The sequence below is a fragment of the Paenibacillus sp. MT86 genome (genome assembly GCF_058792535.1).
In genome coordinates this window covers 1,295,798-1,322,337 of record NZ_CM179499.1, presented here as the reverse complement: position 1 = coordinate 1,322,337, position 26,540 = coordinate 1,295,798, and the positions used below count along the sequence as shown (strand labels likewise).

At 53.1% G+C, this 26,540-nt stretch carries 29 protein-coding genes and 1 pseudogene; 5 read left to right on the top strand and 25 right to left on the bottom strand.

Annotated features, from left to right (window positions below; genetic code table 11):
- Positions 1 to 5 precede the first annotated feature (5 nt).
- The gene (locus AC3RCL_RS05675) at positions 6 to 1,028 is read right to left on the bottom strand and encodes an ABC transporter ATP-binding protein (protein ID WP_492534773.1); all 1,023 of its coding nucleotides are present in this window, start codon (positions 1,026 to 1,028) and stop codon (positions 6 to 8) included.
- Between the two features lie 224 nt (positions 1,029 to 1,252).
- Between AC3RCL_RS05675 and AC3RCL_RS05670 the strand changes: the two are divergent.
- From AC3RCL_RS05670 to AC3RCL_RS05660, 3 genes and pseudogenes are all read left to right on the top strand, one after another.
- Positions 1,253 to 1,621 (top strand): annotated as a pseudogene (locus AC3RCL_RS05670) (stage V sporulation protein AD); the annotation flags it as partial.
- Entirely contained in the window at positions 1,621 to 1,971 is a 351-nt protein-coding gene (spoVAE, locus tag AC3RCL_RS05665) for a stage V sporulation protein AE (RefSeq protein ID WP_426198811.1), read from the top strand. The pseudogene AC3RCL_RS05670 and the gene spoVAE, both read left to right, overlap by 1 nt.
- 62 nt (positions 1,972 to 2,033) lie before the next feature.
- Complete coding sequence (locus tag AC3RCL_RS05660; protein WP_268633785.1) at positions 2,034 to 2,528, top strand: YhcN/YlaJ family sporulation lipoprotein; 495 nt, start codon at positions 2,034 to 2,036, stop codon at positions 2,526 to 2,528.
- A 67-nt stretch (positions 2,529 to 2,595) separates the two neighbouring features.
- On the opposite strand, the gene AC3RCL_RS05655 is transcribed toward AC3RCL_RS05660, so the two are convergent.
- The 16 genes from AC3RCL_RS05655 to AC3RCL_RS05580 all read right to left on the bottom strand — a co-directional run bounded on the left by AC3RCL_RS05655 (position 2,596) and on the right by AC3RCL_RS05580 (position 18,617).
- The gene (locus tag AC3RCL_RS05655; protein WP_426198814.1) at positions 2,596 to 3,093 is read right to left on the bottom strand and encodes a hypothetical protein; all 498 of its coding nucleotides are present in this window, start codon (positions 3,091 to 3,093) and stop codon (positions 2,596 to 2,598) included.
- Between the two features lie 580 nt (positions 3,094 to 3,673).
- Complete coding sequence (locus AC3RCL_RS05650; protein ID WP_426198816.1) at positions 3,674 to 4,528, bottom strand: ABC transporter ATP-binding protein; 855 nt, start codon at positions 4,526 to 4,528, stop codon at positions 3,674 to 3,676.
- A 10-nt stretch (positions 4,529 to 4,538) separates the two neighbouring features.
- Positions 4,539 to 5,435 carry an ABC transporter permease gene (locus AC3RCL_RS05645; RefSeq protein ID WP_426198818.1) on the bottom strand — a complete coding sequence of 299 codons (897 nt, stop codon included), beginning with the start codon at positions 5,433 to 5,435 and terminating at the stop codon, positions 4,539 to 4,541.
- A gap of 19 nt (positions 5,436 to 5,454) precedes the next feature.
- Entirely contained in the window at positions 5,455 to 6,381 is a 927-nt protein-coding gene (locus AC3RCL_RS05640) for an ABC transporter permease (protein WP_194541165.1), read from the bottom strand.
- Between the two features lie 22 nt (positions 6,382 to 6,403).
- Complete coding sequence (locus AC3RCL_RS05635) at positions 6,404 to 8,056, bottom strand: ABC transporter substrate-binding protein (RefSeq protein ID WP_426198821.1); 1,653 nt, start codon at positions 8,054 to 8,056, stop codon at positions 6,404 to 6,406.
- A gap of 319 nt (positions 8,057 to 8,375) precedes the next feature.
- The gene (gene ssuE, locus AC3RCL_RS05630; RefSeq protein WP_426198823.1) at positions 8,376 to 8,945 is read right to left on the bottom strand and encodes an NADPH-dependent FMN reductase; all 570 of its coding nucleotides are present in this window, start codon (positions 8,943 to 8,945) and stop codon (positions 8,376 to 8,378) included.
- Between the two features lie 10 nt (positions 8,946 to 8,955).
- Positions 8,956 to 10,185: a M20 metallopeptidase family protein gene (locus tag AC3RCL_RS05625; protein WP_426198825.1), complete on the bottom strand. Its 1,230-nt coding sequence runs from the start codon at positions 10,183 to 10,185 to the stop codon at positions 8,956 to 8,958.
- 15 nt (positions 10,186 to 10,200) lie between these two features.
- The gene (locus AC3RCL_RS05620; protein ID WP_492534772.1) at positions 10,201 to 11,538 is read right to left on the bottom strand and encodes an LLM class flavin-dependent oxidoreductase; all 1,338 of its coding nucleotides are present in this window, start codon (positions 11,536 to 11,538) and stop codon (positions 10,201 to 10,203) included.
- Between the two features lie 36 nt (positions 11,539 to 11,574).
- On the bottom strand, positions 11,575 to 12,042 hold the full coding sequence (locus AC3RCL_RS05615; RefSeq protein ID WP_426198826.1) for a DinB family protein: 468 nt from the start codon (positions 12,040 to 12,042) through the stop codon (positions 11,575 to 11,577).
- Positions 12,043 to 12,204: 162 nt separating this feature from the next.
- Positions 12,205 to 13,422 (bottom strand): M20 peptidase aminoacylase family protein, encoded by a 1,218-nt coding sequence (locus AC3RCL_RS05610; protein WP_426198827.1) that lies wholly within the window; start codon positions 13,420 to 13,422, stop codon positions 12,205 to 12,207.
- 43 nt (positions 13,423 to 13,465) lie between these two features.
- Positions 13,466 to 14,482 carry an LLM class flavin-dependent oxidoreductase gene (locus AC3RCL_RS05605; protein WP_492534771.1) on the bottom strand — a complete coding sequence of 339 codons (1,017 nt, stop codon included), beginning with the start codon at positions 14,480 to 14,482 and terminating at the stop codon, positions 13,466 to 13,468.
- A 13-nt stretch (positions 14,483 to 14,495) separates the two neighbouring features.
- Positions 14,496 to 15,248 (bottom strand): amino acid ABC transporter ATP-binding protein, encoded by a 753-nt coding sequence (locus tag AC3RCL_RS05600; RefSeq protein ID WP_426198831.1) that lies wholly within the window; start codon positions 15,246 to 15,248, stop codon positions 14,496 to 14,498.
- The gene (locus tag AC3RCL_RS05595; protein WP_426198833.1) at positions 15,245 to 15,955 is read right to left on the bottom strand and encodes an amino acid ABC transporter permease; all 711 of its coding nucleotides are present in this window, start codon (positions 15,953 to 15,955) and stop codon (positions 15,245 to 15,247) included. The genes AC3RCL_RS05600 and AC3RCL_RS05595 overlap by 4 nt, the downstream gene beginning before the upstream one ends.
- Complete coding sequence (locus AC3RCL_RS05590) at positions 15,952 to 16,737, bottom strand: amino acid ABC transporter permease (protein ID WP_492534769.1); 786 nt, start codon at positions 16,735 to 16,737, stop codon at positions 15,952 to 15,954. The genes AC3RCL_RS05595 and AC3RCL_RS05590 overlap by 4 nt, the downstream gene beginning before the upstream one ends.
- 32 nt (positions 16,738 to 16,769) lie before the next feature.
- Entirely contained in the window at positions 16,770 to 17,600 is an 831-nt protein-coding gene (locus tag AC3RCL_RS05585; RefSeq protein WP_492534768.1) for a transporter substrate-binding domain-containing protein, read from the bottom strand.
- Between the two features lie 138 nt (positions 17,601 to 17,738).
- Positions 17,739 to 18,617: a LysR family transcriptional regulator gene (locus AC3RCL_RS05580; protein ID WP_426198839.1), complete on the bottom strand. Its 879-nt coding sequence runs from the start codon at positions 18,615 to 18,617 to the stop codon at positions 17,739 to 17,741.
- A gap of 285 nt (positions 18,618 to 18,902) precedes the next feature.
- Between AC3RCL_RS05580 and AC3RCL_RS05575 the strand changes: the two genes are divergently transcribed.
- Positions 18,903 to 19,445 (top strand): GNAT family N-acetyltransferase, encoded by a 543-nt coding sequence (locus AC3RCL_RS05575; RefSeq protein ID WP_426198841.1) that lies wholly within the window; start codon positions 18,903 to 18,905, stop codon positions 19,443 to 19,445.
- A 190-nt stretch (positions 19,446 to 19,635) separates the two neighbouring features.
- Here the strand turns inward: AC3RCL_RS05575 and AC3RCL_RS05570 are convergent, their stop codons facing one another.
- On the bottom strand, positions 19,636 to 20,829 hold the full coding sequence (locus tag AC3RCL_RS05570; protein WP_028407136.1) for a transposase: 1,194 nt from the start codon (positions 20,827 to 20,829) through the stop codon (positions 19,636 to 19,638).
- A gap of 246 nt (positions 20,830 to 21,075) precedes the next feature.
- Between AC3RCL_RS05570 and AC3RCL_RS05565 the strand changes: the two genes are divergently transcribed.
- Complete coding sequence (locus AC3RCL_RS05565; protein WP_492534767.1) at positions 21,076 to 21,522, top strand: hypothetical protein; 447 nt, start codon at positions 21,076 to 21,078, stop codon at positions 21,520 to 21,522.
- A 114-nt stretch (positions 21,523 to 21,636) separates the two neighbouring features.
- Here AC3RCL_RS05565 and AC3RCL_RS05560 read toward each other — a convergent pair whose 3' ends face one another.
- The 7 genes from AC3RCL_RS05560 to AC3RCL_RS05530 all read right to left on the bottom strand — a co-directional run bounded on the left by AC3RCL_RS05560 (position 21,637) and on the right by AC3RCL_RS05530 (position 26,508).
- The gene (locus tag AC3RCL_RS05560) at positions 21,637 to 22,245 is read right to left on the bottom strand and encodes an ATPase (RefSeq protein ID WP_071221326.1); all 609 of its coding nucleotides are present in this window, start codon (positions 22,243 to 22,245) and stop codon (positions 21,637 to 21,639) included.
- Positions 22,223 to 22,390: a hypothetical protein gene (locus tag AC3RCL_RS05555; protein ID WP_175495194.1), complete on the bottom strand. Its 168-nt coding sequence runs from the start codon at positions 22,388 to 22,390 to the stop codon at positions 22,223 to 22,225. The genes AC3RCL_RS05560 and AC3RCL_RS05555 overlap by 23 nt, the downstream gene beginning before the upstream one ends.
- 216 nt (positions 22,391 to 22,606) lie before the next feature.
- The gene (locus tag AC3RCL_RS05550; protein WP_426198844.1) at positions 22,607 to 23,185 is read right to left on the bottom strand and encodes a YecA family protein; all 579 of its coding nucleotides are present in this window, start codon (positions 23,183 to 23,185) and stop codon (positions 22,607 to 22,609) included.
- A 333-nt stretch (positions 23,186 to 23,518) separates the two neighbouring features.
- Complete coding sequence (locus AC3RCL_RS05545) at positions 23,519 to 23,662, bottom strand: SGNH/GDSL hydrolase family protein (protein ID WP_235613143.1); 144 nt, start codon at positions 23,660 to 23,662, stop codon at positions 23,519 to 23,521.
- A 14-nt stretch (positions 23,663 to 23,676) separates the two neighbouring features.
- Entirely contained in the window at positions 23,677 to 23,808 is a 132-nt protein-coding gene (locus AC3RCL_RS05540) for a hypothetical protein (protein ID WP_426198846.1), read from the bottom strand.
- 120 nt (positions 23,809 to 23,928) lie between these two features.
- Positions 23,929 to 25,245 carry an ABC transporter substrate-binding protein gene (locus AC3RCL_RS05535; RefSeq protein WP_492534764.1) on the bottom strand — a complete coding sequence of 439 codons (1,317 nt, stop codon included), beginning with the start codon at positions 25,243 to 25,245 and terminating at the stop codon, positions 23,929 to 23,931.
- A 306-nt stretch (positions 25,246 to 25,551) separates the two neighbouring features.
- On the bottom strand, positions 25,552 to 26,508 hold the full coding sequence (locus tag AC3RCL_RS05530) for a glycoside hydrolase family 113 (protein ID WP_492534763.1): 957 nt from the start codon (positions 26,506 to 26,508) through the stop codon (positions 25,552 to 25,554).
- Between the last annotated feature and the right edge of the window lie 32 nt (positions 26,509 to 26,540).

Sequence of the window (26,540 nt, the reverse complement as noted above, 5' to 3'; positions counted from 1 at the left end):
AATCCTCACAGCGGATGATGACAGGCTGCATAATGGCCGCTCTCCAGAACCAGCAATGGCGGTTCTTCTTCGCGGCAGCGTGCGGTTACAAGCGGGCAGCGGGTATGGAACCGACAGCCGGAAGGCGGATTCGCCGGAGAGGGAATCTCTCCCTCTATGCCGCCTGTCGGCTGGCTTCCGCCCGGAGCTCCCTGCGGTATCGAATCGATCAGCGCCCGCGTATACGGATGGGCCGGCCTGAGAAACAGGGATTCGCTCGGGGCAATCTCGACCAGCTTCCCAAGGTACATCACGCCGATCCTATCGGATAGATGGCGAACGACTTGCAGGCCGTGGGCGATGAACAGATAGGTCAGGCCTAGCCTCTGCTGCAAGTCCTGCAGCAAATTCATTATCTGCGCCTGAACCGACACGTCCAGAGCGGACACCGCTTCATCAGCCAGTATAAACCGCGGGTTCAGCGCGATGGCCCTGGCGATGCCAATGCGCTGCCGCTGCCCTCCGGAGAATTCATGGGGATACCGATCCGCCCACGAAGGGTCAAGCCCGACCAGACCAAGCAGCTCATGGACACGCTCCTGCACGGCCGATGCGGGCAGATGAAGGTGTACCAAGAGCGGTTCGGCAATACTGTCCCCGATCCTCCAGCGAGGATCAAGCGACCCGTAGGGATCCTGAAAGATCGTCTGCATATGGCGTCGTGCCCTGCGCAATGCCGTGCCTCCCAGCTTCGTCAGGTCCTCTCCTTCGAACAGGACCTTGCCCTCCGTTGCCCGCTCCAGCTGCAGCAGCACTCGGCCCAGCGTGGATTTCCCGCTCCCGGATTCACCAACCAGCCCGAAGGTTTCCCTCCTGCGAATCGTGAAGCTTACGTCATCCACGGCCCGGATCAGCTTCTTCCTGCCGAAGCCATCCCCATGCACGGGATAATACTTTCGGAGATTCTCGACGGCAAACAACACGTCCGGGGATTCTACGAACGGATCATGCTTGTGCTTCTGAATATCCAAGCTATTCTTAATCGTCATCTCATCGATGCCAAAGCTTATATCAGCACATCGTGGTTGCGACGCTTCCCCTGGAACAGTTTTGGAAATCGCCTTGAAAGCAGCCTCGGAAACTGCACCAGAAACTGTACCAGAAACTGTACCAGAAACTGTACCAGGAGCCACTTCAGAAACAGTCTCAGAAACAGTTTCAGAAACTATATCAGAAACTACACTAGAAACTGCACCAGAAGCTGCACCAGAAGCGCGACTTGGAAATTGAACCTGGTTATTATGATCTGATTGTAACCGGTGACCTCTCTAAAATCGGTTATGAAATCGCTTGTAAATTGTTTAAAAAACATAACTTCCCAATCGGTCAAACCGAATATTCCGATTGCGGAATGATGATTTACGATTATGAAACTCAAATGGTTCAGTCTGGTGCAAGCGGCTGTGGGTGTTCCGCGGTTGTTACGTATGGACATTTGCTGAAACGTATGCGAAAGGGCGAATTAAAACGAATCCTCGTTGTAGCCACGGGTGCGCTTCTATCCCCGATCTCCTTCCAACAAGGGGAAAGCATCCCCTGTATTGCTCATGCCGTATCGATAGAAGCTGGGAGGAGTTTGTGATGATATTTGTATGGGCATTTCTAGTTGGCGGCGCAATCTGTGTCTTCGGTCAATTTTGTTTCGATGTATTTAAGCTCACACCGGCCCATACAATGAGCTTGCTTGTTGTGTTGGGGGCGTTTCTCGATGGAATTGGATGGTACGATCCGTTAATTGAATTTGCCGGCGCGGGAGCTTCAGTGCCGATTACGAGCTTTGGTAATGCGCTCGTTCACGGTGCGCTTGAGGCATTAAAGAGCGACGGTTGGATCGGGGTCATCACCGGAATTTTTGAGGTGACCAGTGCCGGAATTTCTGCAGCGATTATTTTTTCATTTTTGGCTGCATTGTTCGTAAAACCAAAAGGATAATATGGGGAATCCAAGGGAAATATAAAAAGGATTCTACTAAGCAGAAAAAGGAGAAGGTTACAATGGTAAACAAAAGATACATGAAGATGGTTATTGCCTTAACATTTGTGGTGCTTCCGATCGTTGCAACGGGATGTACCGATAATAATGAGGTGAGGCAACAAGGAAATCGAACAGATCGGATAGATCGAATACAACAACAAACGGATACGAATCCTGCGGATAATCGCATTCTAGTAGCAGACCAAGCGGCGCAAAAAATAGTGTCGATCCCTGGAGTGAAACAAGCCAATGTGGTGGTTACACAAAGAAATGCTTATGTCGCTGCGGTATTGGATGATGGGCAGAGCCAGTTAAGCAGGGAGATTGAAGATCAAATCGCTTCCAAAGTCAGGGAAACCGATCCGACCATCCAAAATGTATATGTTTCCACCAATCCGGATTTCATTGACCGAATCAATGCGTACGTAAGGGATGTGCAAGAAGGACGGCCGGTCGCAGGTTTTGTTGAGGAATTTAATGAGATGGTGCAACGAATATTTCCGAATGCCCGGTAAAGTACTCCTGTATTCCCCGTCTTTTGTAAGGTGCGAAAGACGGGGCCATATCAGCATTTAAGTCTGTTCAACCCCGAAATCTCCCCAAATGCTGCTCCTGAAGTTGATATAGTATATTCGATGTTAAAAAGACTCCAACAGGAGGCAATTGATCAGTATACTGGTATGGCAAGGAATTTCCACTAATGGGGTATGCGTTCAGACTTATATCAGTTGTAGCAATCCAAGTTCCATATTCACCTGCTTGTAGAGAGGGAGGTTTCATAATAAGACGTCCACTCAAAATAAAATGTCGAATTCTAATCGGAGGATCGTCAAATATAGTTAAGTTACCGGAGTATGTGGCATAAGGTGAATCAAATGTGATTTGTTTGGCGCTTTCATTCCAAGATCCATGAATTGGAATAGGCATACCACGAAAATTAATCGTACCAATTACCCTGTTATCAGTAATAGAGTTAATGATGAGTTCTCCCCAAACGATCGGTCTACCAGCTATATCAGCGCGGATACCCCATTTTGTTGGGAATGGTATACTAACCATAGTTACCTGTGCAGTTTGCAAAATGATCTCTCCTTAATTTTAAGAACTCAGGATTTTAGCGAATATGATTGAATACGCTTACGTTAATGGCTGATCATTGAATTAGATGCTCTGTTTAAAGCAACAATACAGTATATGCACCACCAACAGAATGATCCACTAGTGAAAGTTATATTCAGTCTCGGGTAAATCTTCTCAGGGAGAAAATAATGGATGTTATGGCCCAGAATAATGTATTGAACCGGACCCAACTAATGATAGCACTTGGAAAAAAGTAACTATGACTATATGATGAAACATGATAATGATTGGTTTAAAAGAAAACTTCCCTCTCAAAAGGTATTTTTCCAGATCATTAATGACTAGGAACAACAACAACAACGATTATTTATATTGTGGAGTTGCCGCGGCAGCTCCAATTTTTTGGTTCTGTTTTTACAAAAGCAAATATCAATAACAAACTTTATTTTCTACATTTCCTGTTTGCCCCTAACGAAAGAAACCGACACTAACAAAATTGCTCAACACATGGATTGTAAAATAAACCTTTAAAATCCATAGAAACAAGCTTTTTAGTAACGAACTTTATTTTCTTACACCATTAGGCACTCCGGAAATATTGCTGATTGTTGCAGTTCTCGTTAGAATTGCGATCGCTTTTAGAAAGTGAATCATGAAATGGGTGCTGGAAATGTTTAATGCCACGCAAACGCATATTACTGTGGCTAGTTGAAACAAGGTTGTTTAATTCGACGATCTCCCCCGCATACATCACCACGATCCGGTCCGCCATATCGGCCGCGATCCCCAGATCATGCGTAATCAGCAGGATGGACATGCCGAATTCCTGCTGCAGATCCTTCAGCAGGCGCAGAATCTGCGCTTGTATCGTGACATCCAGCGCGGTTGTCGGTTCGTCCGCGATCAGAAGATCCGGCCCGCAGGACAAGGACATGGCGATCATCGCCCTTTGCAGCATCCCGCCGGACAGTTCCCCCGGATACTGCTTCAGCCGCAGCTCCGGTTCGGGAATGCCTACCCGTCCAAGCAGCCTGGCCGCACGATCCCTCGCCTCCCGCTTCGATACCCGCTCATGCTGCAGAATGGTTTCCTCAATCTGCTGCCCAATGGTAAAGACGGGATCAAAGGCAGCCATGGGCTCTTGAAAAACCATCGCCATTTTTTTCCCGCGATAACGCCTCAGCTCGGCCTCCGTCAGGCTGGCAAGATCCGTCCCGCCAAGCCTCAGGGAACCGCCCGTGATCCGGCCATGCTCATGATCGATCAGGCGCATGATGGCTTTGGACGTCACCGTCTTGCCACTCCCGGATTCGCCCACCAGACATACCGTCTCCCCTGCCCCTATCGAAAGCGTCACGTCGCGGATCGCATGAATCGTCCCCCGCCGGGTTCTAAAATCAACCGACAGCTGTTGAATATCCAGTAAATTACTCATCCATGTCCTCCTATCGCTGCGTGATTTTTTTTGGATCGAGATGATCTCTCAGCCGGTCGCCTATAATATTGACGGACAGCACGAATGCCGTAATGGCAAGACCGGGAAAGGTGCACATCCACCACGCAACGGCGAGGTATCCTCTGCCTTGAGAGAGCAGCGTCCCCCAATCCGGCACTTCGCGAAGCACGCCAAGACCGAGAAAGCTCAGCCCCGACCCTGTCAGTATGGAGGTTCCGATGCCGATGGTTGCCATAACCAGAAGGGGGGACAGGCTGTTCGGCAGCACATGGCGCCAAAAAATACGCAGCGGCGAAGCGCCGATGGACCCGGCCGCCTTCACGAACGTCCGGTTCTTGATGCTCATAATCTGGGCCCTCATCACCCGCGCATAACCCGGTATGGCGGAGACTGCCACCGCCAGCACAACATTGAACAGGCTCGGACCGAGAGCCCCGGCAATCGCCAATGCGAGCAGGATGCCCGGAATGGTCATCAGAATATCGTTCAACCGCATCAGAACGGTATCCACCCAGCCACCTGCATACCCGGACAATGCTCCGATCGTGCCGCCAATCAACCCTCCCACGAGGACGGAGGCAAAACCGATAAAGAGCGAATCCCGGCTGCCATGAACGACCACGCTGAATATATCCCTGCCAAAATAGTCGGTACCAAATAGATGGGCCGCGCTCGGCGCCTGCATAATACGGTCCGTCAACATATCCGTCGGGGCATAAGGCGCAATCCACTGCGGCACGATGGCGCATGCGACGATAAACAGCACAACCAAACCTGCGGCGTACAAGAACCCATCATTCGCCGAGAATCGGCCGAGCCGGCGCGTAGAAGGGGACGTCAGCCTTCGTTCACGCCAAACCGTTTTGGCGGAGACCGCCTCTCTCATATGAACTCCCTCCTCTTCTTTAAGCCGAACGTCTGACGCGCGGATCAATCCATGCATAGGAAATATCCACGATCAGGTTCACGATGACATAGATGATGGCGGAAAAAAGAATCACCCCTTGAACGACTGGCAGATCCTTGGCCATGATGGCATCGGCAATAATTCTGCCGATCCCCTGCCGGGAAAAAACCGTCTCGATGACCACCGTGCCCGCCAGCATCTCGCCGACAAGCATCCCGATCATGGTCACGGCTGGAATCAGCGCATTGCGCAGTGCATGACGGTACATCACCGCCCGCTCCGCAAGGCCTTTAGAACGCAAGGTCACGATGAACTGCTCGTTGATCACATCGAGCATGCTGTTACGGACCATGCGCACGATGAAGCCTGCTCCCACCGTTCCCAGCGCCAGTGCCGGCAGCACCAGCGTCTTCCAGCCATCCGAGCCCATGGCCGGGAACCAGCCCAGCGTGATGGAGAAAATCAGGATCAGCAGAATGCCCGACCAGAAGGTGGGCATCGATATGCCGAATAAACCGACGATCCGGGCGATGATGTCAATCGCCTTGTTCCGGTGAATCGCCGACAATACCCCAAGCAGAATGCCAACGATGACCGAGACCAGCGAGCTTGCCGCCGTCAGCGCGAGCGTTGCCGGGAAACTCTCCACGATCTTCGGCAGCACCGGATCGGAATTGATCAGCGACATGCCGAAATCGCCTTGAAGAATGCCGCCGAAATAACGAAGGAACTGAATATGAAAGGGTTGGTCGACCCCAAGCTCGTGCCGCAGATTCGCGATCACTTCCGGCGTTGCCATGGAGGGATCCACCATGTTATCCGTCGGGTCCCCCGGAAGGACATATAGAATGGAGAATACCAGGACAAGCGAACCGACGATGACAATCAAAGAGGTCAACACTCGCCAGGTCAACGTTCTAGCCATACTTCTTCAGGCCCCCTTTCTTCTATTTTTGCAGAGACACATCATTGAATAACGGGTAGCCCAGCGAATCGAACAGCACGCCTTGAACCGAGTTCGATGCTGCCACCGTGTATGGAAACACATAAATCGGGAGGATGATCGCATGGTCGATGATATATTGCTGGACAAGCTGGTACAGCTCCGCACGTTTCGCGTCGTCCTTCTCCACCCGCCCCTGTTCAAGCCATTGATCCACATCCGGATCGTTCAGCCTGGACAGGCTCGCCTGGCCTTTCGGATCATAGGAGTGATAGAACGAATAGAGTGCGTTCGGATCCGAGTTCACCTGGCTGTTGCCGTACAAATCATAATCGCCGTTGGTATACACCACCGTGCGGATATCCTTTGTGATTTCGACCTCGACGGCGATGCCGATCTGCTTCAGCTGCTGCTGAATCATCACCGCAATATCGTTGCGCTTCTCCCGGTTCGGCGTGCCGTCCACATAGCGAAGCGTAAGTTTCTTGCCGTCCTTAACCCGGATTCCGTCTTCGCCCCTCACCCATCCGAGCTCATCCAGCAGCCGATTAGCCTTTGGGATGTCCGGCTTAATCGACTGCTCAAGCGATGCGTCATACCCGAACGTTCCCGGCGTTAACGGGGACCAGGCACGCTCATAAGTGCCTAAATACAATGTCTTAACGATCGTATCCACATCCACCGCAAGCTGTACGGCCTGCCGCGCTTTTAATTCATTCCATGGTTCGCGGTCTTTATTGAAAAAAAGCGTGTAGGGCAACCCGACGGTGTTCGTCTGCAGCAGCTGGAAGTTCGGGTCCTTCTCCAGCGTCAAAATATGCTGGGGCGGCACCGTCTCGGCGGCAAGCACCTGCTTGCTCTGAACGCTTCCGATTCGCGTGGCCTCCTCCGGAACGATTCGGAAATCGATGCCGTCCAAATAAGGGGCTCCCTGATTGGTCACCAGCTCCGGCGCCCACTTGTAATCCGGATTACGTTCTACGTGAATCCCTGCGTTCTCCTCCCATTTCACAAACTTGAACGGCCCGGTGCCGACCGGATGCTGCCCGAGCTGATCGCCGTATTTTTGTGCCGCGGCCGGAGAGACAATCCCCAGTAATGCTTGACTCAAATTGCCGAGAAAAGCTCGGGATGGCGTGGCCAGATTCAGCTTGACCGTATATTCGTCCAGAACTTCCGAAGACTGGTACGGCTGCAGCAATGCTGCCGCATTGGACGCTTTCGTGGCCGGATCCAGGATCCGGTCGAAATTATATTTCACCGCTTCCGCATTAAACGGGGTACCGTCGTGGAACTTCACGTCCTTCCGAAGCTTGAACGTATAGCTGAGGCCATCCTCCGAGACTTCCCACTCCGTCGCCAGCCAAGGCTTGATCGTATGATCAGGCAGCTGAACCACCAGACTGTCGTGAATCGTACGGATGACTCGAACGGATACCGCCAGCCCGCTGCGGTGCGGATCCAGCGTGTCAGGCGATGTCGCAAGGGCAAAGCTGAGTTCTCCTCCCTGAGCGGGTACGCCTTGTGCGGCAAGCGCTCCTGCTGCCGTCGTGCTCCCTGAGGTGGCCTGCTGCCCTCCGCATGCGGACAGCAGCAGCATCAATACCATAGCAGCTGCGGCAACCGGTTTTCCTCGTTTTCGAGCATGGTTTCTCATATCCAGACTGACTCCCTTCGAATTCGATTTTTATTAATGGAATGCCGCATAAGATGCTGGAATACTTATTTGTCGCTCTCACTGGCATTACATACATTCATATTTCCAATGAGTATAGTCGGAATTATGTTGTTGATTACTCTATCACCCAGCATTCTGTTCTACAAGACCATATAGAGAAGTTCTATCCTCACTTCTTGATTCTCTATTTGAGCCCTTAACCCTCGGTAATTATGGCAGCGCAAAACCACGATCCACGGATTCGGATCGCGGCTGCTGAATCTCAAGATCGCACACAGTTTGCCTTGGAAACTTAGGGTCAGACCGCCTGCCCCTGCCGCTCCGCCGGCACAGCCGAATATCGGGCCAGTTCTGATTGCAGCTCGTTTAGCGCGTCATCCAAGCGTTCTCTCAGCTGCTCCGTGAGGTCGTATTCGCCCAGTTCGAGACGGGTGATCCACTGATCTACAGCAAACACCCCGCTGAGAATATGGGTTCCTCCGAGTGCGGATATTACCGGCTTCAGCGCATAATCCACCGCGAGTAAATGCGCGATGGTGCCCCCGATGAACAGCGGGAGCACGACTTTGCCTTGCAAACCTTTTTGAGGAAGAATATCCAAAATCGTTTTCAACGCCCCTGAATAAGAAGCTTTATACACCGGGCTGGCAATGATCACGGCAGCAGCTCCTTCAACCGCCGTTATGACCTGCTTGATGGCCGGACTGTTGAAATCGGCCCGCAGCAAATCCTCAGCCGGTAGATCCGCTGCCGAGATGAATTCGATCTCGTAGCCGGCAATGACCAGGCGATCCTCTACATATTGCGTCAATCCGAACAAGCGCGACCCTTGAGTCGGGCTTCCTGCTATAAAGGCGATTTTCGTCATGATTTCCTCCTTATTCGTTAACGTCATGTAGGGCTAGGCGCACCCATATTCGCGTCCCATGCACCAGGACAGCTTCATCCACATCGAATCGGGGCTGGTGAATCGCATGGACGATCCCCCGATCCCGGTTCCCGCAACCGATGAATCCAAAAGCGCCCGGGACCTGATCCAGGTACCAACCAAAATCCTCGCCTGCCAGGCTGGGTGGATGGAGCACATGTACTTGCTCCTCGCCCAGCACTTGCCCTGCGGCTTGCGTCATACGACGCAGCGCGGTTCCGTCGTTGACCACGGCCATCCCTTCACGAAGCTCCAGCTTATAGCTGCCGCCTGCTTGGTCCGCAATGGAGGCGGCCAGGCGCCTTAAGCCCTCCGTAATCGCCGCCACGGTGTCCTTCCGAAACGCCCGAAAGGTTCCCGCAAGCTCACTGTGCGCAGCGATGACGTTGATGGCGGTGCCTGCCTGAAGCGTCCCGAATGCCAGCACGGCTGGTTCAGAGGGATCCACCCGGTTGGCCATCAAGCTGTTGGCCTCCGTTACGTACCGGGCTGCCATTTGGAGGGCATCCGTAGCCAGATGAGGGGAGCTGTGATGCCCCGGGGTCCCATGGAAATGCACTCTAAAATGGCTTGATGCCGCCATGGCATAGCGGGTATGGACGCCAAACGAACCGACAGGCAGCTCAGGCATCACATGGAGGGCATAACATTGATCCGCATGCTCCAGCACGCCGTCTTCAATCATATCGCGCCCGCCCGACAGCAGCCGTCCGTCTAGCGGACTTGGTAGAGCCCCTTCCTCGGCAGGCTGAAAGACAAAGCGGATCGTGCCGCGGACGCGATGGCGATAGTGTGCCAAGGTCCGCGCCGCGCCCAGCAGCATTGCGGTATGGGCATCATGCCCGCAAGCATGCATCACCCCTTCATGTTTCGATCGGTAAGACACGTCGTTCTCCTCCCGGATCGGCAGGGCATCCATGTCGGCTCGCAGCAGAAGGGTCGGTCCGCTGCCGGCCGTTCCATGAAGCGTACCGATGATCCCCATCCCGAAATGTCTGCCCACATTCCGCCTAACCTCAATCCCCCACGACTCCAAGAGATCAGCCACAAGCTTCGAAGTGCGGAAGACATCGTACAGGAGCTCGGGATGCTGATGAAGGTCCCTCCGGATCCTGGAGAGCTCTTCATGAAGCTCCCCCGCAAAATCCATCATTTCATCCAGTTCTACAGCTGCCGTCATGCCCACTGCTCCCTATTATGAACGTGCAGCAACTGCCTTACCTTTGCTGTACCGGTTCTCGGGCACGGGCAATCCCAAATTGCCGCGCAGCGTGTCGCTCTCGTACTCGGTTCTGTAGAGGCCTCTCTCCTGCAGAATCGGCACGACTTGGTCCACAAAATCCTCCAGCCCGTTCGGCACCGCCGCGGTGGTCATAAAGCCGTCGGCCGCGCCTGCTTCGAACCAAGCCTGGATCTTGTCTGCCACCTGCTCCGGCGTGCCGATAAACCCGCCGCGCGGCGTGGCCGACTGCAGCGCCACTTGCCGGAGCGTGAGCCCCTTCTCCTTGGCATCCCTTTTGATTTTGTCAGTGCCGCTCTGGAAACTGTTCTTGCCCAAGTCACCCAGCTCAGGGAACGGTTCATCCAGCGGGTACTGGGAGAAATCGTGATGCTCGAAGAAGCGGCCGAGGTAATCCAGGGCATTCTCGATGGTCACCAGACTGGCTACCTCCTCATATTTGCGCTCGGCCTCTTCGGCCGTGCTGCCGATAATCGGACTGATGCCGGGGAAGATCAGCACTTCGTCCGGATTCCGGCCGAATCCCGCCGCCCGCGCCTTCACGTCCTGATAAAAGGCTGCCGCATCCTCCACGGACTCATGACCGGTGAATACGGCATCAGCTTCCTTGGAGGCGTAGTTCTTGCCGACCTCGGACGATCCCGCTTGAAATATAACCGGCTGTCCCTGCTTGGAACGGGCGATGTTCAGCGGCCCCTTCACGGAGAAGAACTCGCCTTCGTGATTCAGCGTGTGCATTTTCTCGGGATCGAAAAAAACGCCCGTCTCCTTATTCCGCACGAAAGCATCGTCCTCCCAGGAATCCCATAGGCCCCGGGCCACCTCCAAATACTCCGTTGCGATCCGATATCGCTTATCGTGCTCCGGATGCTCCTTCCTGCCGTAATTCAGGGCGGAGCCCTCCAGTGGAGAAGTGACGATGTTCCAGCCTGCCCGTCCGTCGCTAATCTTGTCGAGCGAAGCGAACTGACGGGCAACGGTGAACGGCTCGCTGTACGAGGTTGATAACGTACCGACTAGACCGATGTTTTTACTGACGGCGGCTAGTGCGCTCAGAATGGTGATCGGCTCAAAGCGATTCAGAAAATGCGGGATTGATTTTTCGTTGATATACAAGCCGTCCGCAATGAAGATCAGATCGAACTTGCCCTCTTCGGCTTTCTGAACCCACTGCTTATACAGCCCAAAATTAACGCTTGCGTCAGGCTGCGCGTCCGGATGCCGCCACATGGAGGTTCCTCCCCCCACGCCGTGCAGGAGCGCCCCCAGTTTCAATTGTCTTTGCTTTGCCATATTCCATTCCTCCTTACAGATATTGGCGCCCTCGTCTCACACCGGAGCGGCAGCCAGTTTAATGCGTTCGATCTGCCCGAGATGATTCTGTACGTGGCGGGTAAAACCATTGACGATATCTGAGACGCTGACGGTCTCCCCTTTGATATTGATGCCGGTTTTGGCCGTATCGGCCCCGCTCAAGCGGCGAAGCAGCAAGCTGTTATAGTGCAGCAGCGCCCGGAATGCTTCCAATATATCCTCGGCTCTGCCTTCGTTCGAATATTGGCCGTTGACCCAGGCATCCTGATTGAACCCGGGCAGCTGGGTCGTCGTCCCGGCCAGAATATCCCGAATCCGGAACGAAACCACGATGCTGTGATCTACCAGATGAGAGAGCACCTCCTGCACGCTCCATATGTGCGGGGCTTGCTTCCATTGGAGCTGATCCTCGCTAAGGTCGGCGACGGCGGCCAGCAGTTGATCATGGGTATTAACAAAAGCTTCGATAAGGAATTCGCTCATTCGATCTCCTCCAATACAAACTCGATTATGACCTGCCGACAGAAATAATAACAAAAAGCTCCTTCACATCCCGCGCAAGGTTCATGTTCCGGGCATCATAACGGTAAAGCTTGATAGATAAACCGGTGCTTCCTTTCAGATGACAGCAACAGAAGGTATTCCTTATGGCGATGGTGCTGCCGAGGGCGAGGGTGATACCGATGGCGATAGCGAAGTCTCCCCGCCGGAGCGGTAATGCCCGAGCGCCCGCTCCGCCAGCCTCGTGAAGAAGTCGATGCTGACCGGAATCGCCCGCTCATCCAGATCAAATGCCGAATGGTGCCACTCCTGCTCGCCCGCCGTCCCCATGAAAACAAACAACCCGGGAACCTCGCGCTGGTACACCGCAAAATCCTCTCCGGCCGGCGAAGGAACCGGTATCACCGCCTCATATCCCGCTTCGGCAGCGGCGATATAACCGAGCTCCGCCAGCCTGCGGTCACTATGGACCGGCGGCGGTCCCTCGATCCAGCGCACGGCAGCCGTCGTTCCGAAAGCTGCGGCCACGCCTTGAACCACCTGGTTGAATCGTTCAAGCACCTGTTGCCTGACGTCGTCATCGAAGGTACGTATGGTGCCTTCCAGCAGCGCTTTATCCGGAATCACATTCCACGCGGTCCCGCTATGCAGCTTCGTAACGCTGATGACGGCGCTCTTCGAGGGGCTCACATTCCGGCTTACAATTGACTGGAGGGCCGTAATGATATGCGACGCGGTCACGATCGGGTCAAGGCCCGCTTCGGGTACGGCCGCATGGGACCCCTTCCCCGCCACCTCAACCACGAAGCCGTCGGCGGCGGCCATTAGCGGTCCCTCCTTAATGCCGATGGTGCCGACAGGCAGGTCCGGCTTGTTATGCATGCCGAAGATCGCCTGCACGCCTTCGAGCGCCCCGCTGTCGATGACTTGCCTCGCGCCCTTGGCTTTCTCCTCGGCCGGCTGAAAGATCAGCCTCACGGTTCCTCTCAGCTCCTGTTCCCGCTGCTTCAGGGCATACGCCGTCCCGATCAGGGCAGCCGTATGAAAATCGTGCCCGCAGGCATGCATCTTGCCGGGAATCGTCGAGGCGTACGGAAGCCCCGTCTCTTCCTGGATCGGCAGGGCGTCGATGTCCGCTCGCAGCGCAATGATCGGCCCCTCTTGAAGTCCGCCGACTTCGGCGATTATGCCTGTGGCGAGCGGATACTCCGCCACCCGTATCCCGGCTTCCTCAAGCCAGCCCCTGATCAGCTGCGTCGTTTCGAACTCCTCGTTCGACAGCTCCGGGTATCGGTGCAGATGACGCCGGATCTCAATAATTCGCTGAATGTCTATGTCCGTGGATAAAACATGGTTTGGCATGCGTAAAACCTCCTAAATAGTCACGTGCCCATCGACGATTCCCTTATGCTTCGGCAGGAACCTCAGCCAACGCCTCACTCAGCAGCTCGAATGAGCGGATTCGCTTGGCAAAGGGCTGGATGTTGCTGGTGACGATGATTTCGTCAACACCCGAAGCCCGCTGAAGCCGGAGCAGCTGTTCACGCACGGTCTCCTTCGTCCCTTTAGTGATGAACGGTTCCTGTTCCTCAATCGTATACGGTTCGCCTGCCTGGCGTCCGAATTCTTCCGCCTGTTCCCTCGTCCCCAGCGTCAGCGTCCGGCCGCTGGCCAAATGAATCTTCACCAGCTTCATTGCCCCTGCCAGCTCCGCCGCTTCCGCCTCCGTATCGGCCACAATTACGGATAGAGCGACAAGAATTTCCGGTTCCCTGCCATAGGTATAGTCAAATGTGCTTCGGTAAACGCGAATGGCCTCCAACGCCGCGGATTCCTCCCCGTTGATGAAGAGGGAGAATACATAGGGCAGACCGAGTCCGGCCGCTATTTCCGCGCTGCCCGCGCTTGCCCCCAGCACGTACAGCTCGGGGGCGGTCTCCGGCAGCGGAGCGGCGCGCAGCCCGGCTAACGGATGGTCTTCCTCCAGCGTATTGTGCACAAACTTTCGAAGCTCGACGATCTTATCCGTTAATGACGCGTCCTCCTGCACGCCCCGCTGCAGTGCCTGCGTGCTGCGCGGCAACCCGCCAGGCGCGCGCCCGATGCCCAGATCCACGCGTCCCGGCGCGAGCGCGGCCAGCACGTTAAAATTCTCCGCTACCTTGTAGGGACTGTAATGCTGCAGCATGACGCCGCCGGATCCCACGCGGATGGTTCGGGTTCTGGCTAACAGGTAGGAGATGAGCACCTCCGGCGAAGACCCTGCCACATGGTCCGAATCGTGATGCTCGGAAACCCAGAAGCGCCGGAAGCCGAGCTCCTCCGACTTTTGGGCAAGCAGCACGGTGTGCGCGAACGCCTCCGCTGCCGTTTCCCCCGGATACATCGGACTTTGGTCAAGCACGCTTATCGTAATCCCCATATTCGTCAACCTCCTAAATGCTATAGTTAAACTCAGGCGTGATCCGCTTCAGAAACTGCTTGGTTCGTTCTTCCCGCGGATGATGGAACAGCTCGGACGGGGGCCCCTGCTCCACGATCACGCCTTCGTCCATGAACACAACGTGGTTCGCCACATCCCTCGCGAAGCCCATCTCATGGGTCACCACGATCATGGTGATCCCTTCCTTCGCGATTTTGCGAATGACGGCAAGCACCTCGCCCACAAGCTCCGGGTCGAGCGCTGACGTCGGCTCATCGAACAGGATCACCTCCGGCTCCAGGGCCAGTGCCCTGGCAATGCCCACCCGCTGCTGCTGTCCGCCCGAGAGCTGGCTCGGATAGGCATCCAGCTTATCGGCAAGACCGACTTTTTCGAGCAGGGCGACACTCTTCTGCCTTGCCTCGGCCTTCGGCATTTTTTTGACGACGATCAAGCCTTCCATCACGTTCTCGATCGCCGTCTTATGTTTGAACAGATTGTACTGCTGAAACACCATCGCCGATCGCTGGCGGAGTTCGTGAATCTCCTTCTTCGTGGCCCGCTTGCAATCGAGCCGGTAATCGCCGATGGTTATCTCGCCCCCATTCGGCTTCTCGAGATAATTCACGCAGCGCAGCAGCGTGGTTTTGCCCGAACCGCTCGGCCCCAGAATCACCACCACTTCCCCTTTGTTTACCGTCAGATCAATCGATTTCAGCACCGCGTTCTTGCCGTAGGACTTTGAAATTCCGGTTAGTTGAATCATGCGACGCCCCCCCGATTGTACAGATTGATTCGTTTCTCAATGATTGCGGTCAGTCTCTCGATGAGGAGCGTAAGTCCCCAGAAAATAGCTGCCGCCGCCAGATACGATTCGAAGAACTTCCAATTGGTCGATGCCACGATCTGCGCCTGCGCATTAATATCCACAACCGACACGGTAAAAGCCAAGGTTGAACCGTGAAGCATACCAATCACCGAATTGGACAGATTCGGCAAGCTGACCGCCAAGGCTTGGGGGAATACGATTCTGCGCAGCGCCTGCCAGGTCGTCATGCCGATCGAATAACCTGCCTCCAGCTGCCCCCGGTTGACCGCGAGAAGTCCGGAGCGGATCACTTCCGACATATACGCCCCTGCTGTAATGGAGAACGATATGAACGCTAACCAGATCATCGGGATGGAGGATGACTTAAAGCCCCAGCTCATCTGGGCGGACAGCGCATCCACCAGCACCGGCAGGCCGAAATAGATCAGCAGCAGATGCGTCAGCATGGGAGTGCCCCGGATAAAGGTCACGTAGACGGTGGCGATCTGGCTGAGCACCGGCACCTTATAGATCCGCACAAACGCCGCCACTAACCCGATCATGAATCCAACCGATACCGATACGGCGGTGATTAACAGCGTTGTCGGGATCGCGGACAGCAGGTTTACGAATGCGGTCCATATGAAGGATGGGTCGATTTTCACAGCTCCGCACCTCCTTTTTCAGCTCTCATTCCGGCAATGATGCGGCGGTAGGACCATTTCTTTTGCATACGGAATCTTTTACGGGCCGCCGACTCCGGAACCTCATGACGCATCAGGCTCCGCTCCGCTCGCAGCAGCAGTTTCTCCAGCGTAAAGCTGATGACAAGATAGATGATTGCCAGCGCCAGATAGGCCTCGATAAAATGCTGGGTGATATTGCCCAGGGTTTGCGCTTTTCCTGTCATCTCCATCAGTCCAAGGGTGAACGCCAGCGAGGTATCCTTCAGCAGGGCAATCACCATATTCGAAAATACAGGAACGGCGATCGCGAGCGCCTGGGGGAGAACGATCCGAAGGAAGGCTTGATGTCCCTTCATCCCCATGGCATATGCTGCCTCTACCTGGCCTCTGTCCACCGCCGTTACCGATGCCCGAATCATCTCCGACATGAAAGCTCCGGTATGAAGCCCGTAAGTCAGGATCACGAATACTATGACGGGCGCCCGGGACATGTCGATATGAACCAGCTTCAGCATCTCCGGCAGACCGTAATAGAACAAGAAGAGCTGGATCAGGATCGGCGTTCCCCTGAAGAACGATATGTACACCTTGGAGAACGTGTCCAGCACCGGGATCCGGTACAGGCGAGGCAGGGCCACCAGAAAACCGACGACGATCCCCACCAGCAGAGAGCCTGCCACGATCAGCAGCGTGACGCCTAAGGTCGACAAGAGTTTAGGCAAAAAGCTAAGCACATACGTGAAATCGAACGGTGCCCCCATGAATCCTTCTCCCTTCCTGTATGGTTATCGCGTCATGGATTCGACGACGTGAAGTCGTCGCCCAGCCATTCCTTGCTCAGCTTGGTCAGCGTCCCATCCGATTTAAGCTCTCTGATCGCATCATCAACCGCATCCGACAGCTTCTGGCTGTCCGGGTCATCCTTACGGAATACGAACAGGATATCGGCCTCCGACAGGTGATCACCCGTTGTTTTCAGCTTTCCTTGCGGATCGATCAGCGGCAGCGTAAAGTCCGCCCCAACGGTTGCATCCACACGGCCCGTCGTAATTACGGTATCATTCGCCGCACCGTTCTGATAGACAATATTGATCGTATCGTTATGGTCCTTGTTGTAGTTTTCCAGAATCTGAGCAGCCGCACTGGTTGCACCGGTCAATACCTTCTTCCCTTTCAAATCATCCAGTGATTGAATGGAGTCGTTCTCCTTGGCAACAATGATTTTATTTCGCCAATAGGCGTAAGGCTCTTTATTGAACAGGTACTTTTCGGTTCGTTCCGGATTCTTCTCCATCTGGTGAGCCACAAAATCGATCTTCTTCGTTTCCAGGCTCAGCAGCAGATTGGAGAATTCCTGCGTCTGCAGCTCGAACTCATACTCCGGCAAACGCTGATCGATCTCCCGCACCAGCTCAACGTCAAAGCCGGTCAGCTTTCCATTCTCGTCAATAAAGCAAATCCTCGGAAAGGCCGTGCCCGTGCCAACCACAATCTTTGTTACTTTTCCTTCCGCCTTGTTCACCGTGCTATCTTTTTGCGCCTCTCCGCTCTTCGCGTCTGCTCCGCACCCGGCGATCACCCCTGCCAACGCCATGACAACGGCTGCCACGATTGATTTCTTCACGACCTCATCCCCTTTCGATCTTGTCCCCATCCTAATTTAATAATTCCTATAGATTTAGTAAGAATTATGTTGTCACTAACTTTACCGCGATTTGGAAAACGCGTCTAATAGAGTTTTTCTATTCATCCATGTAAATCATCAATAGGACAATTCCCGACCGAGCTCCAGCAAGGAATCCAGAAACTCATTATTCTGCCCGTTCAAGGAGATGAGATGGGTCTGCAGGGAAATGCCTGCCGTTTCGGCAATATCCACGGGAATCAAACTTCCCTCGGCTGCCTCCTGCTGAGCGCACAGCCCCGGTAGAAAGCAGATCCCCGCCCGCCCCAGCACGAGCTTCTTCGCCGTCTCGGAATTATCCACCTGAAACACGATGTTCGGCGGCTGTTCCAGACTTTCGAATGCCCGGTGAATCCGCAGCCAGTCCAGCGAACCGCATTCGAAGAAGACCAGCGTCTCGCGCCGAATATCCCGAATGGAGGCTCTCCCGGCCGCAGCGAGGGGATGATCCTTATATACGTACAGGCGGATGGGGTCTTCGAAGAACGGATAGGATTGAAACGCCGGATTCATCAGCTTGCGAACGAAAGCCAGATCGATGTCCTTAGATGATAGTTTGCCGGCCAACTCTTCTGTAGGACCTGTTGTCAGCTTGAAGTTCATCTCGGGAAACCGGCGGTTGAGCACCATAAGCAGATTAGGCATTAAGTAATTGGATACCGAAACCGTGCTTCCGATTCTGAGCTCATTGGGCATGGATGCTTTCGATTGAAGGTGGTGCTTCCCTTTTTGGAAGGTTTGGAGGATTTGCTGAGCATAGGGAAGAAATTGTTTGCCTTTGTCGGTCAGATGAATCTGTTTACCTAAACGGTCGAACAGCCTGCAGTCAAGCTCTCTCTCCAGCGACTGGATGCGTGCGGTCACCGTCGGCTGGGACAGAAACAGGACGTCTGCCGCCTTATTGAAGCTGCCGTAGTGATGGATGTAGACAAAAGCCTCGATATTTTCGATGTTCAAGCTAACACCTCCGGAAACATCATGATATTATTATTACTATTATACTTACTATTCCAATGAATATAGGTGGTTTTATGACCGCAATTTCCTTATAAATTATCCTTATCTTAGGCAGTTGGCAAATTATTGTCAATCCAAATATGCTTATAGATTTTTTTAATGAGGGGATTAATGTTATTTGTATTCCGATGTGATTAATGAGATAAACTGCTATACTAATCTCACCTTATCAGGATATGACCGTATCCTCTGAAGTTATAAACACCGTAAAAAGGAGTGGTAGCGATGAATTCAATGCAAGAAGTGATCGTACGGGATGCACATGATTGGGAATGCGAGGCTGTTGCGGCTGTGATGCTGGAATCTTATCAGCAGTATGCCTTCGATCTGTCAACGGAACGATGGGAGGAGTATCGGGATTCCATCAGGAATTCCGCGTACAGCCATGCGCCGCATGCCCGGATCGTCGCCGAGCTTGCCGGGGAAATCGTCGGCAGCGTCCAGCTCTTCCTCTCCTCGGAGGACGCTTACGGAAAACCGGAAATGGGAATTCACTCCCCCATTATCCGTCTTCTTGCCGTATCTCCAGGTTTCCGGGGACGAGGCATTGCCACACTTCTGATTCAAGAGGCTGCCCGCAGATCGATCCAGCTCGGCTCAACCACACTGAATCTTCATACCTCCGACATGATGGCCTCTGCGGTGAAGCTTTACGAGCGGCTCGGCTTTGAGCGGGCATACGACACGGATACGTTCAACGGCGAACATCTTGTCAAAGGATACCGGATCGAACTGCCCGGCTCCCTGCTGCTGCAAAGCGCCGTGTGAAATAACAGAGGACGCGAATAACCGGAATTTTCCCCCGTATATGGAGGAGGAATCCGGTTATTTTATATGTGAGCATTTTGCATAATTCCGAATTTGGATAAATCATAGGAAGAACAGACATTGTCTCGTCTCTAAATCACGCGTTTTCTGAAAAAGGACAGACCTCCAGAATTTTTGAAGTTTGAACTTTTTAAGCGGCGGCTTGCTTTCTTCTCGAAGCAGTTGAGAGCGCAGATACGAGTAGGACGATGGCGTTCAAATACTGCTGCGTAGTGACTTTTTGAACGCCCCAGACATGCAGGCTATCCGCGGACAAATACGTTTTCATTCGAGAATTGCACCGTTCCACGCTGGTTCGTTCATTGTAAAGCTCTTTCCAGCGCTTGGTATCGCGATGCGGATTACTATATCGCCTTAGATCGTCCTTCGTATCGACTTTGACGACCATGCCATAGTTGGACGCTGAGCAAGTGGCCATGCCTAACGGGCAATCTACTTTGCCTGTGGCATGCGGACAACGAAACTTCAAGTAATCGCCGTCGGCGCCCCAGTAAGTCATCGCGAACCCCATCGTACAGCAGGGTGTTCCGTTTGTCGTCATGCCAGCGGGCGGTTCTTTTTCTCCCCGAGGATTGAGAGGAATAATGGCTTGAGCGTTCACCTTTCGAGCCGCTTCGTACACTTTCATTTGGTCATAGCCCGCATCAAGCATGAAGAATCTCGTGCGTTTATCGACAGCAACCTTCTCAATCAGGCTCGGCGCCATTTCTCCATCATTCACATGCGCTGGCGTGACTTCGAGCGCAAGTGGAAGTTCGCTTTTCGTATCCACCGCCAAGTGGAGCTTATAGCCGAACCAAGTCACTTTATTACCGAAGGAGTCGAACTTCGCTCCCCAGTTCGCATTGCCCGTTTGCTCGCTTTTTCGCTTAGGCTGCTTCTTTTCGTAAGCGTGAATCGAGGCACTGTCGATCGCAACATGATTTCCGTCGATGATGCCGTCTTGCTTGCAGCGATTGACCAAGTCTTCGAACAACTGTTTGGCCAGCTCTTTCTTCGTCAGCTCGGCAAAGACTCTGCTTAATGTAGCGATGGATGGAGCCTCGCGGTCGAGTGGAAGTCCGCATTGATAGCGAAACCTAAGATCGGTACTCAGTCGATGATGTAAACCAGTAAATGTCTGGATACGTTCTAGAGGAGCAGCAAGAAGGGCGCGCAAAATGCCTTCTCTGCAATGCCCGTCGGCTCCTCGGGGTGAACGACTTCTCAGTTCTTTCGCGTAAGGACGGAGGTCCAGCACACTGAAAAAGATCGGCAAACGATCTTTTGACTCGATTTTTAGCAGTTCCTCAAAGGAAAACAGACTTTCTTGGAGAATATACAAGAGACTTTACCCCTTCTTGAGTTTTCTGGATTGGTCTCTTGAAAACTTCTGCAAGTTGGGGTAAAGTCCCTTTTTTATGCCTGAAAATCCTTGCGTAGCAAGGGCTTAGATTACTGCAAAATACTCATGTACATATATCTGCCTGCCCTCGTACTCGCTCGATTCGTTCCAATGTTGCACAGCGAATATTCGTTTCACATCGGATCGACAGGTATTATACAATGAACACAAAAGGGGGCGTCGTTCATGTGGAGTATATTCAGGTTGAACGGACCGGTCTGGGCAGGCATCGCGGCGGGCATTCTTCTCGGGCTGTTCCTCAAGATCATCGAGCATATCACCACGCTGAAGGTCTATACGCTGCTCCTGAACGTCGATTACGTGCCTGTCCTGAAGGAGCTGAGGCTTCCCGAACTGATCGAGTTTGTGCTACACCTCGTCATCTCCGTCCTGTTGAGCATTCTTCTAGCCATCTTTCTGAAGTCAAAGAACTGGCCTCGGGGGCGAAGTTTGTCTTGGGTTTCCTTGGTATGTCTGGCCGTAGGACTGCTCCTGTATCCGACTACCGTTTTGTCGAACCGTACGCCGGAGTTAACTGACCTCGCTGCCCTCCTATTCTGGCTGGCCGGTCATCTGTTATACGGCATTGCATTGGGCTGGCTGCTGACGGTTTCACGCAAAGCTTCAGCCTAGGTCGGATAGCAGACTTACGGAAACGCCGGTTTATGGATTAACGCAAAATGACCGCTCCGTTTGAATGGGAGCGGCTTGAGCGTATGGTATTTGTTTAGTACAATTTTTTTTGATTTAATTTTCCAACGCTTTCAGTTGATTAACGATAGGTAAAACCCAATTCGGCAAATTAATTTCCCTATGCTTAATTATCCCGAATTCTGCTTCCAGAACAATTTCTCCACTTAGTGCGCTATTATCTATCACTAGTAGATGATCAACCAGGCCCAAGTATTGGAGAAGATTTTGCATAGAAGAATGATGCCGATGCATGATATCTTTGGCAGGGATGTGGTGACCCCCATTACGAACTCTGCCGGCTACTCGTTCAACATTAAGATTTGGATCACCAAGGCCTACATAAAACATGGTGACCTGGAAACCATTTGCTTTTGCTTCCTTCATAAGCCTAATGGCGTACCCACCCGAGAGTGTCGTTTCTATGGAGAAATCCCGTTGAAATTGTAGGCATTCTCGAGCTAATTTTATTGCCTCTTTTCCTGCTGAAACGCGGGCTGATTCAGGTTGCTCCGGGCTCAGACGCCTAGCCAGTGCATCGGGATCAATATTTACACTCACCCCAATTCGGTCGATGATGAGATTACGAATCGTACTCTTCCCACTCCCATTGTTTCCGGCAAAAACAAACATCGTTGTTGGTTCAACTGTCTTTTCCCGAGACATATTCCTTCTCCCCATTAGAATACTCCCTTACCAGTTTGCCAAAATCATCTTTATATACAACATAAGATTCGTTTACTTTGGCCTCAAGTCTTGCTCTTTCGCCAGTCAGCCTAATAAGTTTGGTTAATTGTTTATCCTTTTTCATAGCCACAACCTCCAACTTATTGTCGTTGAATACCGTTTCTCTTTTAAATCATATCACAAACTGATTAATCCACCACATAGGATTAACTTGTATAAACATCTTTGAATTCGACTGGGTGATTAACGCAAAATGACCGCTCCACTTGGGAGCGGTCACAGCTATGAAACCGAATGCGCAAATGCCGCACTCATGCTATGGAGCCTCACTTTGGCAGTGCTAGCGTCCCAAGGACAAGTCCTTGTCCACTTCGCTATCGGATTCCTCATCCTCGACGTTCGCGTCGTCGCCGGATGCAGCTACGCCATCCATGAAATCTTGAATCTGACCGCTGTTGCGGGTCAATGTAGCAACGGAAACCTCATGCTTCTTCGCGATATCAGACTTCGTTGTTGAAATGTTAAGCGATGAAGTTACTATATATTCTAACGCACTTGCATATCCGCCCTGTTTGCGGTACTTCGGATTGGCTTCTCGGGAGAAGCTGTTCCAGACCATCAGAAGGCTGAACACTTGAAACAGCTGCTGATCATCCTGCAATTCGTAATCCCGGCAGATTTGAGGAAACACAGACTCTGCAAGCTCACGATGCTCATCAGCGTTCCAGTCCATCCATCCCAGCTTGTCGTTAATCATCTGCCGCAATTGATCGACCTGTAGCTTAGGATCTGCTGCTCTCGCACCAGGGAACTGGATGACTTTACCGTATACCGTGCGTTCATCTCTTTCAAGACAACATCTTTTGTACTTTTTCCCGCTTCCGCAGTGACATAGATCGTTTCTTCCTAGCTTTTTCATTTCCTAGCTCCTATTTGAATGATTTCTTCTATTATACATGGAAAATATGAAAATGCGCATCCCAAGCCTGTAGACCCTTAAGGCATGCCGGCCTTCCGCGTCATAACACTCTCTTACAGGGGGGGCTTCCGATAAGAAGGTGTCCAGGCAAGTTAGATAGCAAAAAAGCGCGGGTTCCCTCTATGAAAGCCGCGCCCCTTCATATTATTCTATAATATCGTCTTAACGCAAGTAGGATGTAACAAATTTGTTAGAACCTATAATAGACTTATGCCATTTTTGGTAAAGATTCCATAGATTCGCGCCTTAAGGCTCATTGGCCTGGCCCAAACGTCACAGATAGCGACCGAGCATCTCCACCACCGAGTCGGCGCACATCCGGTATCCTTCCTGATTCAAGTGAAGGCGGTCATCCGACAAATAACCGCTCAGATCCTCTTTGACCCTGGCATTCAGATCATGAATCGTAATGCCCATCGGCACAAGCGCCTTCACAGCGTATAAAACGAGAAGCGCCCGTTCTCCCCCGGTGCCACGACTTCTGCAAGGCTTGCCAGCCTTTCTCTAACGTAAGGCTCATATCCCTCCCGGATGGAATCGCCCAGCAACAATATCCTCTTCATATATCCGCCTCCTCTTCAATCCATCTATACTCGTAACGAAACGGCCTTATCCTGATCACCTCAGGATAAGGCCGCTCGAGCACGAGCAGCACTACGGCTGAACCTGCTGGTTCCTCCAGATTAATAGCCCAGTGCGGTTTTGGCTTCCTTCCACTTCGCATTCAGCTTGTCGAACGCAGCCTGCAGATCGTCTGCCACAATATATTCCTGAACATAATCGCCAGTACCAATACCGATTTGTGCTTTATTGGCGATTTCGTTAAACTTCGGATCGGTCGCTTCGCTCTCGATCAGGGTCGGATTGAACGATTGGAATTCGGCGAGCTGCGAGATGGAGGACTCCGCCGATTTGATGATCGGCATGAAGCCGGAATCTTCCACGTATCCGGATTCCTTCACGAAGAAATCGACCCACGCGGTAGCAAGCTCTTTGTTCTTGCTGTCTTTGCTGACGGCGATGAAGTAATCCGAACCGAGCGGCGCGTTGTACTTGCCGCTATTATCGTACGGGAGCGGGAAGAAGCCGATGTCCTCCGAAGCCGCGCCGGCGCCGATCACCTGCGGAATCACCCAATTGCCCAGGAAGTACATCGCGGCTTTGCCGGAAGCCATTTCGCCTTTCGAAATCTCCCAGTTGTTTGTGTACAAGTCTTTCTCTACCCATTCCTTTTGCACGAAGGTGCGTCCGATATTCGCAAGGATGCCCCAAGCATTGTCCACCTGGAACGGCGCTTCCTCGGCGACCTGCTTCGAAGCGAACTGCGGATCTCCGTTCACGTACCATGCGGAGTTATCCGCCCAGTTGCCCATCGTCCATTGGGCTCCGAAGTTCATGTACAGCGGAATGATGTCCGCCGCCTTCAGCTTCTCTGCGGCCGCGTACAGCTCATCCAGCGTGGTCGGCACTTTGTCGACGCCTGCAGCCTGGAACGCTTTCTTGTTGTATACAATGCCTTGCGTATTGACGCCGGTGGAGATTCCATAGCGTTTCCCTTCGAAGAGGGTATTGTCCGCAAAATAAACGTCCTCGAACATCGTATCCGGCAATGGCTCAAAGTACTTGCCGTACTCCGAGGTGGCAAGGCCTGTCGGAATCATCAGCACGTCGCCGGCCTCGCCCGTGGTCAGCCGGACCTGAATGTCCGTCGCATAGTTGGTCAATCCTTCGAATTCAATCTCCGCCTTCGGATATTTCGCTTTGAAGGCTTCCACGTATTTGTCCAGCGTGCCGTCGTTCACCAGGTCGGTGCGGTGCGTCAACACCTTCAGCTTGCCGCCCAGCTCCGCTTCGCTGGATGCCTCGGTCGGCTCGCTGCCGGCGCTGCCGCTCGGCGGTGCCTCGGTGCCTGCGTTATTCGTTTTATTTCCTCCGCAGGCAGCCAAAATGGATGATACGGTTAAGAGCAGAAGCAGTGCCATCGTAAATCTTTTTTTCATTTCGTCTTCCCCCTGTACGTTGAATGTACTTGCGTTTCTTCGCATCTTCATGAAGCGCTTACTGATATCGCTTACATTTCAAATGATAATCGCTAACACGTTCAAAACAAATGAATTGTTTTTGTTTTTATTGTCATAAATTATGCTAACATATCATTTTCTTGTTAGGCTCGAAATAACCTGCTTCTCGGCAGCCGACAGCAAAAATCGCACCGTACGTCCTAACAAACGTGCGGTGCGATGTTAACCCTATGTTTATGTTCAGCTGCCTTGCGCACCGAGCCGGTACGCCCGTCCGATCCTGCATTAAACCCGGATGCTGGCCGCATAAAATGTCTTCACCGTCTCCTCGGCCAACTTGCCGTACATGCAATAATCATCATTCAGGGACGCTTCCTCCACGCCATACAGCCGCGCCGGCCAATCCCACAGCATGTACCCCTGCATCCACTCCCGCTTGGCGCAAGCAGCGAACATCGCTTCATAATACTGCCGCTGCTCCTCCTCCGACGGTCCGCCGGGCAGCGACCAATCGTTCGGGCGGGCCGCGGAGCCCTCGCGGCTCGGACAGCCGGCTTCCATGAAGAAGAACGGCTTGTTCCATCGGCGGACCGTGCCTTCGATCCGATCCAATTGCTCCTCCCACTGGTCGATCGGATAATAGCCGCTGGAGGAGATGATATCTACCGCATCCCACCAGCCCACGCGCTCCTCCTGATATTTATCGCAATTATACGTCACCAGCCCGCCGTAGACGTTTCGTACATCTGCAATCAGGATCCGCCACTCCGCGTCCCGCTTGTCGGCCTGCACCATCTCGCAGCCCACGCACAGCATCTCGCATCGCTCTTCCTCCGCGATTTCGGCATAATGGCGAATGAACTCCCCATAGGAGCGGAACCATTCCGCCCAGCTCGGCTCACCCGGAACCTCCTCGTCGAAGAAGTTAATATGGGCCCGCCACGTTCCGTTCGCGACGTTCACGACCGGCTTCAAGCACACCTTGAGGCCCAGGCTCTTCGCCTTGCGGATAGCCCATCGCACCTCATCGTCCGTCACCGTCGGTTCCTCCCGGAACGGGATTTCCGTCGACTGCGGCGTTGCCTGCACGGCCGACAGCGCGATGGCCACCCAATTCACGTCCATGTCCGCCATGCGTTCCATGGAGAATTCCGCCTCGGGTCCCGTCCAGGAGCCCCGTACGCCGGTCCACCCCCAGGTCATGCCGCATACTTTTTCCGTCCACTTGTTTGTCGAGTTCATCTATCGAGTCTCCTCTTCTTCATCGTCTAGTG